This window comes from Allobosea sp. 47.2.35, assembly GCF_024655635.1.
Lineage (GTDB): Bacteria > Pseudomonadota > Alphaproteobacteria > Rhizobiales > Beijerinckiaceae > Allobosea.
Genome location: NZ_JANLGI010000018.1, coordinates 1 through 17,423, shown reverse-complemented (window position 1 = coordinate 17,423; position 17,423 = coordinate 1). Strand labels below are relative to the sequence as shown.

Genomic DNA, 17,423 nt, shown 5'->3' with positions numbered 1-17,423 from the left:
AGCCGTCTCGGACGAGCCGGCGCGGCAGTCTCGACGAGAACGGTGCTGGAGCGATGATGTCCGCCATCCGCCATCGATGCGACGGCCGTTTGCAGCGGAGATCGCCGAGATCGGCAGAAACTCAGTATTTTCGTGCAGGTTCTGTGCAGACCGCAGGCGGGAGCGCTAGTCGAGCCCCAGCATCCGCCGCGCCAGCCCCGGATCGCCGCCGCCGGCGAAATCGTCGAAGGCGGTCTCGGTCACGCGGATGATATGGTCGGCGATGAAGCGGGCGCCCTCGCGCGCGCCGTCCTCGGGATGCTTCAGGGCGCACTCCCATTCGAGCACGGCCCAGCCGTCGAAGCCGTACTGCGCGAGCTTGGAGAAGATCGCCTTGAAATCGACCTGCCCGTCTCCGAGCGAGCGGAAGCGCCCGGCCCGGCCGATCCAGGGCGAGAAGCCGGAATAGACGCCCTGCCGGCCGTCCGGCCGGAACTCGGCATCCTTCACATGGAAGGCGCTGATGCGCTCGTGATAGATGTCGATGAAGGCGAGATAGTCGAGCTGCTGCAGCATGAAATGCGAGGGATCGTAGTTGATCCGGCAGCGCTTGTGCCCGCCGAGCCGGTCGAGGAAGAGTTCGAAGGTCGCGCCGTCGAAGACATCCTCGCCCGGATGGATCTCGAATCCGATATCGACGCCCTCCTCCTCATAGACGTCGAGGATCGGCCGCCAGCGACGCGCCAATTCGCCGAAGGCTTCCTCGACGAGGCCGGCCGGCCGCTGCGGCCAGGGATAGAGGAAGGGCCAGGCCAGCGCGCCGGTGAAGCTAACCGAGCCCGACAGCCCGAGCCAGCGCGAGGCTTTCGCTGCGAGCTTCATCTGCTCCACGGCCCAGACCTGCCTCTCCCCAGGCTTGCCGCGCAGTTCCGCCGGCGCAAAAACATCGAAGGCCGCATCATAGGCCGGATGAACGGCGACGAGCTGGCCCTGGATATGTGTCGAAAGCTCGGTGATCGCGATGCCGTTCTCGCGGGCCACGCCGGCGATCTCGTCGCAATAGTCCTGCGAGGCCGCGGCTTTCTCCAGATCGAAGAAGCGCTGATCGCCACTGGGGAGCTGTACGCCGCGATAGCCGAGACTCGCAGCCCAGGCCGTGATGCCGGCCCAACTGTCGAATGGCGCCTTGTCGCCGGCGAACTGGGCAAGAAAAATCGCGGGGCCCTGCATCGTCGCCGACATCGGCTGTTCCTCCATCGTTGCGCGCAGCTTCACCCAGAGATCGGCCGGGCGTCCAGATCGCCGCAGCACGATCTCCACCTCGCCTTCAAATCAACTTCAGCCTGAATTAGGCTGAAGTTCGGTCTTGAGCCGTTTCGAGGCCGTCCCCTAGCCTGCACGCAACGGCCACTAAAAGGCCGAGCGGGAAACGACAGGAGGCTGCGATCGCCCTGCCCTGGCACAGGCTGAGCCCGGATGAGCTCGCGCTGCTCGAGGCCACCTTCTGGTCCGGGGGCGCCGCCCGCCATGCGCTCGCCGACAGCCTGCAGTTCTCGCGCAGCAAGACCAATGCGATCGCCGCAGGGCTGATCGAGGAAGGCCTGCTCGACGAGGCCGGCGTCCAGCATTCCACCGGCGGCCGGCGGCCCGAGACCCTCTGCGTCCATCGCCGCATCGGCGTGCTCGTCGGCATCGATATCGGCGCGACCAGCCTCGACATCGCTCTGCTCCGCCCCGATCTCGGCATCATCGCCCGCCATGCACAGGAGGCCGATGTTCAGGCCGGCCCCGGCCCGATCATGGCGCGGCTGCGGACCCTGCTGCCGGCAATGCTGGCGCAGAACGGCATTGCGCCCGACCGCGTGCTCGCCGTCGGCATCGGCGTGCCCGGTCCGGTCAATTTCGCCGCCGGCCAGCTGGTCAATCCGCCGCTGATGCCGGGCTGGGACAGCTACGCCATCCGCGAGGACCTGCGCGAGGTTACCGATGCGCCGATCTTCGTCGACAACGACGTGAACCTGATGGCGCTCGGCGTGCTCTGGCGCCAGCGCAAGCAGATCGAGAACTTCCTCGTCATCAAGGTCGGCACCGGCATCGGCTGCGGCATCGTCTGCCATGGCGAGCTCTATCGCGGCTCCACGGGCTCGGCCGGCGATATCGGCCATATCTGCGCCGATCCCGAAGGCCCGCTCTGCCGCTGCGGCAATCGCGGTTGCGTCGAGGCCATGGCTGCCGCCCCCGCCATCGTTGCCATGGGGATGGAGGCCGCTCAATCGGGCCGCAGCCCCTCTTTGGCGGACCGCCTCGCCGCAAAAGACCAGCTGGAAGCCGCCGATATCGGCGCGGCCAGCCGCGCCGGCGATGCCGAGGCCGATGCGATCGTGCGCCGCTCGGGCCACCTGATCGGCCAGGTGCTCGCCGCGCTCGTCAATTTCTACAACCCCTCGCATATCTTCATCGGCGGTGGCGTCTCGGCGATCGGCCCGATGTTCCTCGCGGCGATCCGCCAAAGCGTGAACCAGCGCTCGCTCGCCCTCTCGACGCGGCATCTCGAGATCACTTCCGCACCGCTCGGTCCCGAGACCGGCCTCATCGGCGCCGGCGTGCTTGCGATGCGCGAGGCGCTTCGCAGCGGAGGCCCGGCATGAGCACGACAGCCGGCCTCGCTGTCGCCTTCGACGGCATCGTCAAGCGCTTCGGCCCGGTCGAGGTGCTGCACGGCGTCTCCTTCAGCCTCGAACCGGGCAAGGTCTACGGCCTGCTCGGCGAGAACGGCGCCGGCAAATCGACCCTGATGAAGATCCTCTCCGGCTACGAGCAGCCGAGCGAGGGCCGCGTCCTGATCGACGGCGAGCCTGTCGCCTTCTCCGGTTCCCGCGAGGCCGAGGCAAAGGGCATCGTCCTGATCCACCAGGAATTCAACCTGGCCGAGGACCTGACCATCGCCGGCAACATCTTCCTCGGCCATGAGCGCCGCAAGGGCTGGCTTCTCGACGAAGAGGCGATGCGCCGCGAGGCCGAGGCCGCGCTCGCGCAGGTCGGGTTGGCGCGAGCGCCGGATACGCCGGTGCGCCGCCTGATCGTCGCCGAGAAGCAGCTCGTCGAGATCGCCAAGGCTTTGTCGCGAAAGGCCCGCCTGCTGATCATGGACGAGCCGACCGCGACGCTGACGCCGTCCGAAGCCGGAAGGCTCTTCGCCCTGATCGAGCGGATGCGGGCGGAAGGCATCACCGTCGTCTACATCTCGCACAAGCTCGACGAGGTCGAACGCATCACCGACGAGGTCATCGTCATGCGCGACGGCCGTTTCGTCGGGCGCGCGCCGACCGCCTCGCTGACACGTCAGGCCATGGCGACGATGATGGTCGGGCGCGAGATCGCCGACCTCTTTCCGGAGAAGATTTTCGCTGATCCAGCTCTGCCGCCGGCCTTGTCGGTCGAGGAATTCTCTGTTCCGGGCTGGGCCAGCGACATCTCGTTTGCGGTGCGGCCGGGCGAAATTTTGGGCTTCGCCGGGCTGGTCGGCGCCGGGCGGACCGAGCTTTTCGAGGGAATTCTGGGTCTGCGGCCGGGCACCGGCACGATCAAACGCGACGGCAGGCCAATTCAGCTCGGCTCGCCGCGCGACGCCACCCGCCACGGGCTCGCCTATCTGAGCGAGGACCGCAAGGGCAAGGGCCTGCATGTCGACTTCCCGCTGCGGCCGAACCTGACGCTGATGGCGTTGGAGCGCTATGCCAAGCCGCTGCTCGACCATGAGGCTGAGCAGAAAGCGCTCGTAGCCGCCGTCGGCGAGTTCGGTATCCGCGCCGGCTCGCTCGGCATGAAGGCAGCCTCGCTCTCGGGCGGCAACCAGCAGAAGCTCGCGCTCGCCAGGGTGTTGCATCCGGCACCGCGCGTGCTGGTGCTCGACGAGCCGACGCGCGGTGTCGATGTCGGTGCCAAGCGCGAGATCTATTTCCTGATCCAGAAGCTCGCGGCGCAGGGCCTCGCCCTGATCGTCATCTCCTCGGAGCTGATCGAACTGATCGGCCTCGCCCATCGCGTCGCGGTGATGCGCGGAGGTCGGATCGTCGCGACGGTCGAGGGTGACGAAATGACCGAAGCGACCATGATCGCCCATGCCACGGGGACCCGCCATGTCGCAGCCTGAAGCCGTCCAGCGTGCCGAGGCTCGCACCCGCGAGGCCGCCACGCCACTCGGCGACCGCATTGCAGCCTTCGGGCCCATCATCGGCCTTGTGCTGCTCTGCGCGGCCGGCGCGATGCTGAACAGCGATTTCGCCACGTTCGACAATGCGCTGAACGTGCTCACCCGCACCGCCTTCATCGGCATCATCGCCGTCGGCATGTGCTTCGTCATCATCCTCGGAGGGATCGATCTCTCGGTCGGCTCGATGGCGGCGCTGATCGCCGGCTGCGTCATCCTCTTCATCAACTGGGCGGCCGGCGCCTTCGGCTCGCCGCTCATGGCGGTGATCGGCGGGGCGGCGCTCGCGGTCGTGCTCGGCGGCGTCTTCGGGCTGCTGCACGGCATCCTGATCGCGAAGGGGCGGATCGAGCCCTTCATCGTCACATTAGGAACGCTCGGCATCTACCGGGCATACCTCACCTATTTTGCCGATGGCGGCGCGCTCACGCTCGACAATGCTTTGGCCGATCTCTACGCGCCGGTCTATTACGGCAGCTTCCTCAGCGTGCCGATCCCGGTCTGGGTCTTCCTGCTGGTCGCGCTTTTAGGCGCGCTGATCCTGAACCGCACGATCTTCGGCCGGCATGTCCAGGCGATCGGCTCCAACGAGACCGTCGCGCGCTACGCCGCCGTCGATGTCGAGCGCGTCAAGATACTCACCTACATGCTGCTCGGGCTCTGCGTCGGCGTTGCCACGCTGCTCTATGTGCCGCGACTGGCCTCGGCCTCGCCCACCACCGGCCTGCTCTGGGAGCTCGAAGCCATCGCCGCGGTCATCGTCGGCGGCGCGGCGCTGAAAGGCGGCCATGGCAGCATCACCGGCACGGTCATCGGCGCGATCCTGCTCTCGGTGATCAGCAACATCCTCAATCTGACGAGCCTGATCAGCGTCTACCTGAACGCCGCCGTGCAGGGCTTCGTCATCATCACCGTCGCGTTTTTGCAGAAAGGCCGCCGCTGAAGGCGGCCAACCAGGGAGAGAAGCGATGTCCATGCAGACCAGACGCAGCCTCATGCTTGCCACCGCCGCGGGCCTCGCCTTCGCGGCGACAAGCGCCGCCTCCGAACCCGTCCATCTCGGCGTCTCCATTCCCGCCGCCACGCACAGCTTCATGGGCGGCATCAACTACTGGGCGAACCAGGCGAAGAAGGATCTCGAGGCCAAGCACAAGGACCTCAAGATCACCATCCGCACCGCCGCCAACGCGACCGAGCAGGCCAACCAGCTGCAGGACCTGAGTACGGTCAGCAAGATCAACGCGCTCGTCGTCTTCCCCTTCGAATCGGCGGCACTGACCCGGCCGGTCGCCAATGTGAAGGCCAAGGGCGCCTATGTGACGGTGGTCGACCGCGGCCTGACCGATACCTCGGCGCAGGATGCTTATGTCGCCGGCGACAATACCGCTTTCGGCAAGATTCCGGCCGAGTACATCGCCAAGACGCTCGGCGGCAAAGGCAACGTCGTGGCGCTCCGCGGCATCCCGACCACGCTCGACAACGAGCGCATGGACGCTTTCAACGCCGTGCTGAAGGGCCATCCCGACATCAAGCTGCTCGACGCCAAATACGCCAACTGGAACCGCGACGACGCCTACAAGGTCACCCAGGATTTCCTGACCCGCTTCAAGGATATCGATGCCTTCTGGGCGGCCGATGACGACATGGCCTTCGGCGCGATCCGCGCCATTGACCAGGCCGGTCGCAAGGACATCAAGGTGATCTTTGGCGGCGCCGGGGCCAAGGACATGGTCAAGGTCATCCTCGACAACAAGGACCCGCGCATCCAGGCCAATGTCAGCTACTCGCCGAAATTCATCTACGAATCGATCAAATTGACGGCGGAAGCTCGCCTGAAGGGCGAGAAGCTGCCGGCGACCACGATCATCCCCTCGGTGCTGATCGACAAGAGCAACGCCAAGGACTTCTACTACCCCGACTCGCCGTTCTGAGCGGACAGCACCCACCGGCCGCCGCTCCTGCGGCGGCCGCATCTTCGAGAGCATCAGGTCACGCGATGAACGACGAATACGCGCCAAGGCTGCGCTATGCCATGATCGGCGGCGGCCGCGATGCCTTCATCGGCGCCGTGCACCGCCATGCCATCGCGCTCGACGGGCAGGCGGAACTGGCTGCGGGCGCCCTCTCGTCGACGCCAGAGAGGGCCCGCGAGTCCGGGCGGGCGCTGGGGCTGGCCGATGCCCATAATCACGCTGGCTGGCAGGCTTTTCTCGAAGCCGAACTCGCCCGTCCGGCGGCGGAGCGCGTCGATCTCGTCGTCATCGTCACGCCGACCGATACGCATTTCCCGATCGCGCAGGCTTTCGCGGAAGCCGGTTTCCATGTCGTCTGCGACAAGCCGCTGACCCATACCGGCCAGCAGGCCACGACGCTGGTCGAGACCGTTGCCCGCCAAGGCACTGTCTTCGGCGTCACCTATAACTACACCGGCTATCCGATGGTCCGACAGGCGCGCGAGATGGTGCGCTCTGGCGCGCTCGGCCGCATCCGCAAGGTCGTGGTCGAGTACAATCAAGGCTGGCTCGCGACCGCGCTGGAGGCAACTGGCAACAAGCAGGCGAGCTGGCGCACCGATCCGGCCCGCAGCGGCATTGCCGGCGCGCTCGGCGATATCGGCTCCCATGCCGAGAACCTCGTTTCGACCGTGACCGGGCTTCAGATCGAGGAGCTGGTCGCCGATCTCGGCGCGCTGGTGTCTGGCCGTGCGCTCGATGACGACGCCAGCATGCTGCTGCGCTTCAAAGGCGGAGCGCGCGGCGTTCTCGTCGCCTCGCAGATCAATGCCGGGCTTGAGAACGACCTGCGCCTGCGCGTCTCCGGCGAGAACGGCACGCTGGAATGGCGGCAGGAGGAGCCGAACCGACTCGTCCATCACCGCCGCGAGGGGCCGACCGAAATCTTCACCCGCGCCTCGCCCTGGCTTTGCGAATCGGCCCGCCGCGCCGGCCGCATCCCGGCCGGCCACCCCGAAGGCTTCATCGAGGCCTTCGCCAATATCTATCGCGGCACATTTGCCGACATCCGGGCCCGCAAGGCCGGCACGACGGCCAATCCTCTCGATGCCGATTACCCGACGGTCAACGACGGCGCACGCGGCGTGCGCTTCATCGAATGCGCGGTGGCGTCCTCGGCTGGACGGCGCTGGCTGCCGTTCTCAGGTTGAACTCAGCGTCCGCCTGACGCTGTCGCGCCAGCCCGTCACCTTGCGCTTGCGCTCGCTGGCGGCCATGGCCGGCGAGAAGCGCCGCTCCAGGCGCCATAGGTCGGCGAAGCGATCAGGCTCGGGCAGCAACCCGGCATCGAGCCCGGCGAGATAGGCCGCGCCCAGCGCCGTCGTCTCCAGAACGGTCGGCCGGTCGACCGGCAGGTCGAGGATGTCGGCGAGGCGCTGCATCGTCCAGTCGGAAGCGACCATGCCGCCATCGACCCGCAGCACGGACTGCTTGCCTGCGCCGGCATCCGGCCAATCGGCCCGCATCGCCTCGACCAGATCGAGCGTCTGGTAGCAGACGCTTTCCAGCGCCGCCCGCGCGAATTCGCGCGGCCCTGAATTACGGGTCAGGCCGAACATCGCGCCACGCGCATGGGCATCCCAATGCGGCGCGCCCAGGCCGACGAAGGCCGGCACCAGATAGACGTCCTGCTCGGGATCGGCAGCCTCGGCCAACGGCCCGGTTTCGCTGGCCTTCTCGATGATGCCGAGCCCGTCGCGCAGCCATTGCACGGCCGCACCCGCGATGAAGATCGAGCCCTCCAACGCATAGGTCCGCTTGCCGCCGAGCTGATAGGCGATGGTGCTGAGCAGGCGATGCTTCGAGCGCACCGGCGTGTCACCGGTATTCAGCAGCGCGAAGCAGCCGGTGCCATAGGTCGACTTCACCATGCCCGGTGAGAAACAGGCCTGCCCGATCGTCGCCGCCTGCTGGTCGCCGGCGATGCCGCGCACCGCGATGGGCGCGCCGAACAGCTCCGGCGCCGTGTCGCCGAAATGCACGGCGCAGTCACGCACCTGCGGCAGCAGTGCTGCCGGGATGCCGAACAGGTCGAGCAGGTCCGAATCCCAGACGCCGCGGCCAATATCGAACAGCATGGTGCGCGCGGCATTGGTCGCGTCGGTCGCATGCACCGCCCCGCCGGTCAGGCGCCAGAGCAGGAAGCAATCGATCGAGCCGAAGGCGAGTTCGCCCGCTTCCGCTCGGCGCCGCGCTCCCGGCACGTTGTCGAGCAGCCAGGCGATCTTGGTGGCCGAGAAATAGGGATCGATGCGCAAGCCGGTGCGCTCGGCGACGAGGTCCTCATGGCCGGCGGCGACGAGATTCGCGCAGGCCTTCGCCGTGCGCCGGTCCTGCCAGACGATGGCGCGGTGGATCGCGCGGCCCGTGCGGCGGTCCCAGATCAGCGTCGTCTCGCGCTGGTTGGTGATGCCGATGCCGGCGATATCCGAAGCGGTCAAGCCGCCCTTGGCGATGGCTTCGCGTGCGGTCGCGAGCACGCTCTCCCAGATATCCTCGGGCTCGTGCTCGACCCAGCCCGAGGCCGGAAAATGCTGCGGGAACTCGCGCTGGGCGCTGGCCACCACGCCGAGCGACGCATCGAACAGGATCGCCCGCGACGAGGTCGTGCCCTGGTCGATGGCGAGGATGTGTCTGGCGGCCATGTCGGTTCCCTGCCCGGTCTCATTGGTCGGCGGAGACTGGCCGATGAGCCGGTCCCGGCGCAAGCCGCGTCCCATGCGAATGTGCGGCAAGTCTCCCAGCCGGCAAGGTTCCGCTTGGCATGTCGCGCGCCCTGTAGTTAGCTTCGTTACGAAGCAGGGCCGCGCCGGGTCGCGGCCCCTGTCCGTGCCCCAGGTATCGGACAGGTTGAGAGGTTGGATCGGTGGCGGTCGAGGACCGGCAACAACGGGATGTCGCGCCTCTGGCGCGGCCGCAGAGACATGACGCCGATCCGCAACGGAACGGCGCGCTCCCGGTTGGTGCGCCTTTCAGGAGCTTCGCGCAGCCTGCCACCGACCGGCCGTTGCCCGCGACCTATGCAGCGCTCGATCTCGGCACCAATAATTGCCGCCTGCTGATCGCCCGCCCCGCTCAACACGGTTTTCGCGTCGTTGACGCCTTCTCCCGCATCGTGCGCCTCGGCGAGGGCCTTGGCGCGAGCAGCCGCCTCGCCGATGCCGCGATGGATCGCGCCGTCGAGGCGCTGAAGATCTGCCGCGGCAAGATGGCGAATCGCGGCGTCACCCGCGCCCGCCTCGTCACCACCGAGGCTTGCCGCGCCGCCACCAACGGGCTCGACTTCATCCGCCGCGTCGCGGCCGAGGCTGAACTCGCGCTGGAGGTCATCGATCAGCGCACGGAAGCGGCGCTCGCCGTCTCCGGCTGCGCGGCGCTGGCCGATCCGGCGGCGGAAAGCGTCATCGTCTTCGATATCGGCGGCGGCTCGACCGAAATCGTCTGGCTCGGCGGCCGCAGCGAGGCGCGCGACCCCGCCGCCCGCATCCGCGAATGGGCCTCGCTGCCGATCGGCGTCGTTACGGTCGCCGAGCGCTACGGCGGCATCGAGGTCAGCCGCGAATTGTTCGAGAAGATGGTCGAGGATTGCGCGCAGGCGCTCGCTCCTTTCGCTAAGAAGGCGGCCGGCGCCCGCGACGCCCGCAGCTTCCACCTGCTCGGCACCTCCGGCACCGTGACAACGGTCGCCGGCATCCATCTCGACCTGCCGCGCTACGACCGGCGCGAGGTCGACGGGCTGTGGATGCATCAGCGCGACATCCTCACGGTGATCGACCGCCTGATCGAGATGGATTATGCCGCCCGGGCGGCGAATGCCTGCATCGGCCGCGAGCGCGCCGATCTGGTGCTGGCCGGCTGCGCGATCTTCGAGGCTATCCGCCGCGCGTTCCCGAGCGAGCGCGTCCGTATTGCCGATCGCGGCCTGCGCGAGGGTATCCTGCTGCGCATGATGCATGAGGACCGCGCCTGGTGGCGGCGGAAATAGGTTCGATACAATGAGCACCGGAAAATCGGGCGGCAAAACCGGCGGCAAGCCTGCCGGCGCGCGCGACATGCGCGTCAAGGTCAAGAAGGCCGGCAAGCTCAAGCATTCCTCGCAGCTCTGGCTCGAGCGCCAGCTCAACGACCCCTATGTGAAGCGGGCCCGGGAGATGGGCTATCGCTCGCGCGCGGCGTTCAAGCTCGAGGAGATGGACGACCGCTACAAGTTCCTGAAGCCCGGACAGCGGCTGGTCGACCTCGGCTGCGCGCCGGGGGGCTGGTGCCAGATCGCGGCCAAGCGCATCGGGCTGGAGCAAGGCAAAGGCCATATCGTCGGCATCGACCTGCTGGCCGTCGATCCGATCCCCGGCGTCGACCTGATCCAGCTCGATTTCATGGCCGATGAGGCGCCTGCCCTGCTGACCGAGCGCCTCGGCGGCCGGGCCGACGGCGTGATGTCGGACATGGCCGCCAACACCACCGGCCACAAGAAGACCGACCATCTCAAGATCATCGCGCTCGCCGAGGCCGCGATCGAGTTCGCGCACGATGTGCTGGCGCCGGGCGGCTTCTTCCTCGCCAAGCTGTTCCAGGGCGGCGACAGCGCCGAGCTTCTCGCCACGCTGAAGCGCGACTTCACAACGGTGCGAAACGTCAAACCGGCGGCGAGCCGAGCCGATTCCTCCGAGCTTTACGTGCTCGCGACTGGCTACCGGCGGGCGCAGAAGCCCCAAGGCGACGACGCCTGAGCGGGGCGGATAAGGCGGTGGCGCAATCCGCTCCGCGCATGGTTCGGGCGCTTCAGGCGATCCTCGACGCCGAGCTCGCGCGGGGAAATTCGATCCTGAGCCTTGGCGACTGGCCGCCGGATTGCCGGCTCTTCGTTCAGCTCGCCCGTCCGTTCAGGAAGCGCTATCCGGCCCCGCCTGGCGTCACCTACGCCGCGCTGAACGACCCGCATTACTGGAAGGCGGAGTATCGCACGGCCGATGGCAGCGAGTGTCTCGCCTGCGGGTTCTAGGTCGCCGTCACTCCGGAAAGACGTCGCGTGGCAGATGGCGCGGGTCGTAGGTGCCCGGTGCGGTCTTCACGACCGAGGCCAAGATCCAGAAACCGAGGCCGCCGACGCCGATGAGCGGTCCGATAACCTCGAAGAACCCTGCCTTCCCGCTCAGGCCGATATAGAGAACCATCAAGCCGGCACCGCCGAAAACCACGGCGGCGATGAGCGCGACCACGATCAGGAAGCGGTGACGCTTCTCCGGGATGCCACGCCGGAAAGCGACGTGGCCATGGCTGCCGGCAACGAGCCGACGATGCAGGTCCTCGATGAAGGCGATGAATGTCGTGTCGCGCTGTGGATCGTCCACGCCCCAGGGGGAGCTGGAATGGACGAAGAGCGGCCGACCGGAGGTGAAGGTCAGCTCCGCCAGCGCCTCCCAGGGCGATCGCGGGCCGCCATTGACCGCCTGTAGCCGCACACCGGTCAGCTTGTCGAAGGATCGCAGGCCCGAACGGCCGTCGAGCTCGTAGGCTATGCCTTCGTCGCTGAGCGTCAGCTCGGTCTCGGCGAGCTTGAGCCTGGCCGCGCCGTCGCCGACGCAGAGCGTGTGGCGCGTCTCGGTCGAGGGCGCGGGCTCAGCCTGCATGCCCTGACCCTGCGGCAAGCCGCCCGGCCTGACAAGCTATTCGAGCGGCTTCTGGTCCGCGATCGCCTCGGCGGTGACCTTGCGCGCGCTGACCGGGACATGGCCGGAGACCTCGGCGCCGGCATCCGGGGCAAGCCGCATCATCCACAGCGCCGACGAGGCCGAGATCAGCCCGACGATCAGGAAAGCCGGCCAGAAATCGCCAGCGCCGAGCGCCTTGCCGCCGTGGAGGAGATTGGCGCTCTCCAGCGCGAAAGCACCGATCGTCACGCCCATGCTGAGCGAGAGCTGCTGGGCGACGCTCGACAGGCTGGTCGCGCTCGACATCTCGCGATTGGAGACGTCGGCATAGCTCAGCGCGTTGATGCCGGTGAATTGCAGCGAGCGGAAGCAGCCGCCGATCAGCAGCACCGAAAGCATGATCGCGTGCGGCGTCGTCGGCGTGAACAGGCCGGAAGCTGCGAGGAACGCCGCGCCGATCACGGCATTGGCGATCAGCACGCGGCGGAAGCCGAAGCGCGCCAGGATGGTTCGCGCCAGCGTCTTCATGATCAGCGCGCCGGCCGCCGAGACGAAGGTGATCAGGCCGGATTGCAATGCGTCCAGCCCGAAGCCGAGTTGCAGCATCAAGGGCAGCAGGAAGGGAATCGCGCCGATTCCGGTCCGGAAGATCGAGCCGCCGATCACGCCGATCCGGAAGGTCGGAATCCGGAAGAGCGCGAGATTAAGCACGGGATAGGGCACGCGCCGGGCATGGAACCAATAGGCCACGAGGGCTGCAGCGCCCGCCAGGACGCAGCCATAGGACACGACCTGCGGCACGAGATGGCGCCCGCCGGTGGCGAGGCCCAGCATCAGGCTGGCGAAGCCGAAGGAGGAGAGCAGGAAGCCCTTGACGTCGAGCGGCGCGACATCCTCCTCGCGGATATCCTCGAAGAACAGGCTCGCCAGCACGATGCCGACGAGGCCGATCGGGATGTTGATGAAGAAGATCCAGCGCCAGTCGAAATAGGTGGTGATGAACCCGCCGAGCGGCGGCCCGACGACGGGGCCGACCAAAGCGGGAATCGTCAGGTAGGCGAGCGCGCCGACGATCTCGGACTTGCTGACGCTGCGCAGGATGACGAGGCGTCCGACCGGCACCATCATCGCCCCGCCGATACCCTGGATGAAGCGCGCGCCGACGAAGGCGCCGAGCGAACTCGACACCGCGCAGAGGATCGAGCCCAACATGAAGACGACGAGTGCCGAGCGGAAGATCGTGCGGGCGCCGTAGCGGTCCGCCATCCAGCCGGAAATCGGGATGAAGACCGCGAGGCTGACGAGATAGGAGGTCAGCGCCAGCTTCAACGCGATCGGGTCCTCGCCGAGCGAGGCGGCGATCACCGGCAGCGAGGTGGCGATCACCGTCGAGTCAGTGTTCTCCATGAAGAGCGCACAGGCGACGATCAGGGGCAGGAGTTTGGAGCGCTGCAAGTCTTCGGACCTTGAGACTTCGGACCTTCCGCGCCGGCCAATTAGGCGCGCTTGAAATCATAAGCTCGGCTATTAATCCGATGCGTACGGAGTGACGAGAGCGAATTCGCGACGGCACCCTCGATTTGCCCGCTGCGGGCGCGCTTCCGCCATGCGCTGGGAATATGGCCTGGCGATACACACAACGCCGCCATGCACTGACTTCACTCGTTCGGGGCTCTCGTCAGCACCATCTGCAGGGTGTCCGGTTGCACCGGGCCGTCGCGAGGGGCGCGCGTCGTCAATCTCTGGAGAAGCGCCATGACCACCGTTTCATCCGTTTTCACTGCGACGCGCCACGCTGCGCCTGGACTATCCATTCTCGGCCTTGCGCTGGCCGCGGGGCTGACATGGGCGCCTGCCCCGGCCGCAGCCGCCTCTGGCGGCTGGCAAGCCGGCTGCCAGTTCAAGACCATTCCCAACAGCGGCGGCGAAGGCCTGCGCTATGACGCCTGCCTGCGCCTCGAAAGCTGCCAGCGCATGGCCAATGCGGCGGGCCGGACCATTTTTGAGGCCGGCTGCTTCGGCGTCGCGCCGGATGCGCCCGCCCAGCCCGCAACCACGCGGCCCGTCCGATAACCCCGGCGACGCAAGGGAAGCGGCGCCGCCATGCGCGGGCGCCGTTTCCGCACTGCAAAAGAATCCAGCCCGGCGCACTAGCGGACCCGCCGCGCCCATGCTAACGGGCCTCGTCAACTCGGCACTGGGCCTCTTGCCCTGGCCCCCTTGAAAAGCCGGCCTCGCCCGGCGGTCGGAGTTGACGATGACGCTTTCCCTCGACGGTCTGATTCGCGACGGTTTCACCTTCGACGACGTGCTGCTCGAGCCGGGCCCGTCCGAGGTCATGCCGGCGGATGTCGATATCCGCACGAAGCTCACCCGCACCATCTCGCTGAACCTGCCGATCATCGCCTCGGCAATGGACACGGTCACCGAGGCACGCATGGCGATCGCGATGGCGCAGGCCGGCGGCCTCGGCGTCATCCATCGCAATCTCGACGCCGACCAGCAGGCCGCGCAGGTCCGCCTCGTCAAGAAGTTCGAATCGGGGATGATCGCCAATCCGATCACCATCCACCCCGACGAGACGCTGGCCGACGCGCTGGCGCTGATGAAGAACAACGGCATCTCCGGCATCCCGGTCGTCGAGCGCGGCCCGCAGGGGCATAACGGCAAGCTCGTCGGCATCCTCACCAACCGCGACGTGCGCTTCGCGCAGAACCCGGCCCAGCCGGTCTCCGAGCTGATGACCAAGGAGCGCCTGATCACGGTGCGCGAGGGCGTCAACCCCGAGGAGGCGCGCCGCCTGCTCCACCAGTTCCGCATCGAGAAGCTGCTCGTCGTCGACGACCATTACCGCTGCATCGGCCTGATCACCGTTAAGGACATGGAGAAGCAGGTCGCCCACCCGAACGCCGCCAAGGATGCCCATGGCCGGCTCCTCGCCGCTGCCGCCACCACGACGGGCGACCAGGGCTTCGAGCGCTCCGAGATGCTGATCGATGCCGGCGTCGACCTGATCGTCGTCGACACCGCCCATGGCCACTCGGCCAAGGTGCTGGAGGCGGTCAGCCGGGTGAAGAAGCTCTCCAACTCGGTCCAGGTCATCGCCGGCAACATCGCCACCGCCGGCGGCGCCCAGGCCCTGATCGACGCCGGCGCCGACGCCATCAAGGTCGGCATCGGCCCGGGTTCGATCTGCACCACCCGCATCGTCGCCGGCGTCGGCGTGCCGCAGCTCACCGCGATCATGGATGCGGCCTCGGCCGGCGCTAAGGCCGGCGTGCCGGTCATCGCCGATGGCGGCATCAAGTACTCGGGCGACCTCGCCAAGGCGCTCGCCGCCGGCGCTTCCTGCGCCATGGTCGGCTCGCTGCTCGCCGGCACCGACGAGACCCCCGGCGAAACCTTCCTGTACCAGGGCCGCTCCTACAAGGCCTATCGCGGCATGGGCTCGGTCGGCGCGATGGCGCGCGGCTCGGCCGACCGCTACTTCCAGCAGGACATCAAGGATTCGCTGAAGCTCGTGCCTGAGGGCATCGAGGGCCAGGTTGCCTACAAGGGCCCGGTCTCGAACGTGCTGCATCAGCTCGCCGGTGGCCTGCGCGCCGCGATGGGCTATGTCGGCGGCAAGGACCTCGAGGATTACCGCAACAAGGCCCGCTTCATCCGCATCACCAGCGCCGGCCTGCGCGAGAGCCATGTCCATGACGTGACCATCGTGCGCGAGAGCCCGAACTATCCGACCCGCTCTTGAGTCAGCGCGGGCATTGTGCAGCACTGGCCCGGCTCTTCCGGGCCGGTGCGACACGAGGCGACGCGCAACCATGACTCTCAAGCTGATCTATCCGACGCTGGCGATGATCTTCTGGATCTTCGTCGTCGGCGTCGTCCTGGCGATACGTCGCAAGAATGCCTTCACGAGCGGCGCCGTCCGGCCTGCGGACGTGTCGGTTTCGACCGAGCGCTATCCTGTTCCAGCCCGGCTCGCGGCAGCGAATTTCACCAACCAGTTCGAATCCCCGGTGATCTTCTTCGCGGTCGTGATGGTCGCGATGGAGACCGGCGCGACCGGCTATGTCATGGCGCTGCTCGCCTGGCTCTATGTCGCCACCCGCGTCATCCACACCTTCATCCATGTCGGCCCCAACAAGCTGCCCCTGCGCGGCGCGGTCTACGGCATCGGCTTCATTGCGCTATTCTGCATGTGGCTGGGCGTCCTCGTCTCCGTGCTCTGAACGGCGCCAGCTCCGCGCTCCCGTTAAGCATTCCGGCCGTTTCCGGTGAGCGCACGCCCGGAAGCGTTGAAGCTTAACGAAAAGTAAACTACACCCCGAATGGCGGCGGACGGTGGACAAGCGTAGTTTGGAGTGACGCGATGTTGCGTGTCCGTGAAGTCCCGGCGCGGGTTTTCGCCCGCGAGGGGGAGGTTGTGGCTGCCGCTTCGGGCAAAGCGAAGATCGTCCGGCGCAACCGTACGGGCCGGTTATTGGCGCTCGCCGTGCTCGGGGCCGCGCTCGGTTCGGGCGGCATCGTGCTGACGGCCTCGCTCGTCCAGGCCGAGGACGATGCCGGCATCCATGCCTTCTTCGCCCAGGAAGCCGCCCGAAAGGCGGCACAGGCCGGCGCACGGAATGCCGCCTATACGTCCACCGCTCCCACCCGCTACGCTCCGCAAGCCAATGCCTATGCGCCCGCCAATAACGGCTGGCGCCTGCCGCTCATGCAACTGCAGCCGGACGGTCGCCTCGCGCATCCGCCGATCGAGCTCAACCCTTTCCGTACCGCCCCCAAGAAGCTCGCCGACCGGCAGCGCAAGCCGGCCGGCACGACCAACGCCTCGCTGGACACCGTCACCGGCGCGGCGGACCGGGCCCAGACCTTCTGCGTGCGCCTCTGCGACGGCTTCCATGCGCCGATCGGCTATCTCCGTGCGTCCGGGGACATCAAGGCGCATGAAGCGATCTGCAAGGCGATGAATCCCGGCGTTCCGGTCAAGGTCTTCAAGGCCGCGGCTGGCGTGACCGACATCGCCGATGCGGTCGCCGCCGACGGCAAGCGCTACGGCGCCCTGCCGATGGCCTTCAGCCATGCCAAGGCCTCCGACCCGGCCTGCCGGCCGGCCATCGTCCAGGCGGGCGAGCGGCGCGTCTCCCTGCTGCGCGACATCACCTTGCGCCCAGGCGACAGCGTCGTGCTCGACGGCAAGGTCTCGACCTTCACCGGCAGCTCGAGCTGGCCCTATAGCCGTCGCGACTTCCGCGATTTCCGCACGGCGTCCGAGCTCAGCAAGTCGCAGCGCAAGCAGATCGACGAGCAGGTCGGCATTTCCCGGATGGAAGCGCAGGCACGCAGCGTCCGGCGCCAGATGCGGGTCCGCGAGGCACAGCTTCAGGATGACAGTGTCATCAGCGACGCGATCCTGCGCGGCTCCGTCGATCCGACCGTGCGCGAGCCGGTTCGGTTGATCTCGCTTTCGCTGCCGGCGCGCTAGTCTTTTCAGTATTTTGGCTGTCGGTCTCGGCGTGATGCTCGCCCTTGTGGCGAGCATCCACCGCTTGAACGCTACCTTCACTG

Annotated in this window: 16 protein-coding genes; 12 read left to right on the top strand and 4 right to left on the bottom strand. The window is 67.4% G+C overall.

Annotation, left to right across the window (positions count from 1 at the left end; all coding sequences use genetic code 11):
- Positions 1-165: 165 nt before the first annotated feature.
- The gene (locus tag NUV79_RS19785; RefSeq protein WP_257734866.1) at positions 166-1,221 is read right to left on the bottom strand and encodes a sugar phosphate isomerase/epimerase family protein; all 1,056 of its coding nucleotides are present in this window, start codon (positions 1,219-1,221) and stop codon (positions 166-168) included.
- A 437-nt stretch (positions 1,222-1,658) separates the two neighbouring features.
- Here NUV79_RS19785 and NUV79_RS19780 point away from each other — a divergent pair, with 437 nt between their 5' ends.
- The 5 genes from NUV79_RS19780 to NUV79_RS19760 all read left to right on the top strand — a co-directional run bounded on the left by NUV79_RS19780 (position 1,659) and on the right by NUV79_RS19760 (position 7,352).
- Complete coding sequence (locus tag NUV79_RS19780; RefSeq protein ID WP_257734785.1) at positions 1,659-2,627, top strand: ROK family protein; 969 nt, start codon at positions 1,659-1,661, stop codon at positions 2,625-2,627.
- Entirely contained in the window at positions 2,624-4,132 is a 1,509-nt protein-coding gene (locus tag NUV79_RS19775; RefSeq protein ID WP_257734784.1) for a sugar ABC transporter ATP-binding protein, read from the top strand. The genes NUV79_RS19780 and NUV79_RS19775 overlap by 4 nt, the downstream gene beginning before the upstream one ends.
- A complete protein-coding gene (locus tag NUV79_RS19770) occupies positions 4,119-5,132 on the top strand; it encodes an ABC transporter permease (RefSeq protein ID WP_257734783.1) in 1,014 nt (337 codons plus the stop codon). The genes NUV79_RS19775 and NUV79_RS19770 overlap by 14 nt, the downstream gene beginning before the upstream one ends.
- Before the next feature lie 25 nt (positions 5,133-5,157).
- Positions 5,158-6,120 carry a substrate-binding domain-containing protein gene (locus tag NUV79_RS19765; RefSeq protein WP_257734782.1) on the top strand — a complete coding sequence of 321 codons (963 nt, stop codon included), beginning with the start codon at positions 5,158-5,160 and terminating at the stop codon, positions 6,118-6,120.
- A 65-nt stretch (positions 6,121-6,185) separates the two neighbouring features.
- Complete coding sequence (locus NUV79_RS19760) at positions 6,186-7,352, top strand: Gfo/Idh/MocA family protein (protein WP_257734781.1); 1,167 nt, start codon at positions 6,186-6,188, stop codon at positions 7,350-7,352.
- On the opposite strand, the gene glpK is transcribed toward NUV79_RS19760, so the two are convergent.
- Positions 7,344-8,846 (bottom strand): glycerol kinase GlpK, encoded by a 1,503-nt coding sequence (glpK, locus tag NUV79_RS19755; protein WP_257734780.1) that lies wholly within the window; start codon positions 8,844-8,846, stop codon positions 7,344-7,346. The two genes, NUV79_RS19760 and glpK, sit on opposite strands and share 9 nt — an antisense overlap.
- Positions 8,847-9,067: 221 nt before the next feature.
- Between glpK and NUV79_RS19750 the strand changes: the two genes are divergently transcribed.
- Genes NUV79_RS19750 through NUV79_RS19740 form a run of 3 tightly spaced genes read left to right on the top strand, consistent with a single transcriptional unit; the run spans position 9,068 to position 11,203 of the window.
- On the top strand, positions 9,068-10,186 hold the full coding sequence (locus NUV79_RS19750) for a Ppx/GppA phosphatase family protein (RefSeq protein ID WP_374679302.1): 1,119 nt from the start codon (positions 9,068-9,070) through the stop codon (positions 10,184-10,186).
- A 10-nt stretch (positions 10,187-10,196) separates the two neighbouring features.
- A complete protein-coding gene (locus NUV79_RS19745; RefSeq protein ID WP_257734778.1) occupies positions 10,197-10,931 on the top strand; it encodes an RlmE family RNA methyltransferase in 735 nt (244 codons plus the stop codon).
- Positions 10,932-10,948: 17 nt separating this feature from the next.
- Complete coding sequence (locus tag NUV79_RS19740) at positions 10,949-11,203, top strand: hypothetical protein (protein WP_257734777.1); 255 nt, start codon at positions 10,949-10,951, stop codon at positions 11,201-11,203.
- Between the two features lie 7 nt (positions 11,204-11,210).
- Here the strand turns inward: NUV79_RS19740 and NUV79_RS19735 are convergent, their stop codons facing one another.
- Positions 11,211-11,831: a hypothetical protein gene (locus NUV79_RS19735; RefSeq protein ID WP_257734776.1), complete on the bottom strand. Its 621-nt coding sequence runs from the start codon at positions 11,829-11,831 to the stop codon at positions 11,211-11,213.
- A gap of 36 nt (positions 11,832-11,867) precedes the next feature.
- Positions 11,868-13,307 carry a DHA2 family efflux MFS transporter permease subunit gene (locus tag NUV79_RS19730; RefSeq protein WP_257734775.1) on the bottom strand — a complete coding sequence of 480 codons (1,440 nt, stop codon included), beginning with the start codon at positions 13,305-13,307 and terminating at the stop codon, positions 11,868-11,870.
- Positions 13,308-13,607: 300 nt separating this feature from the next.
- On the opposite strand from NUV79_RS19730, the gene NUV79_RS19725 reads away from it, so the two are divergent.
- From NUV79_RS19725 to NUV79_RS19710, 4 genes are all read left to right on the top strand, one after another.
- Positions 13,608-13,925 carry a hypothetical protein gene (locus tag NUV79_RS19725; protein WP_257734774.1) on the top strand — a complete coding sequence of 106 codons (318 nt, stop codon included), beginning with the start codon at positions 13,608-13,610 and terminating at the stop codon, positions 13,923-13,925.
- Between the two features lie 184 nt (positions 13,926-14,109).
- On the top strand, positions 14,110-15,603 hold the full coding sequence (guaB, locus tag NUV79_RS19720; protein ID WP_257734773.1) for an IMP dehydrogenase: 1,494 nt from the start codon (positions 14,110-14,112) through the stop codon (positions 15,601-15,603).
- Positions 15,604-15,673: 70 nt separating this feature from the next.
- A complete protein-coding gene (locus NUV79_RS19715; RefSeq protein WP_257734772.1) occupies positions 15,674-16,084 on the top strand; it encodes an MAPEG family protein in 411 nt (136 codons plus the stop codon).
- A gap of 140 nt (positions 16,085-16,224) precedes the next feature.
- The gene (locus tag NUV79_RS19710) at positions 16,225-17,340 is read left to right on the top strand and encodes a DUF2865 domain-containing protein (RefSeq protein WP_257734771.1); all 1,116 of its coding nucleotides are present in this window, start codon (positions 16,225-16,227) and stop codon (positions 17,338-17,340) included.
- Positions 17,341-17,423: the final 83 nt, after the last annotated feature.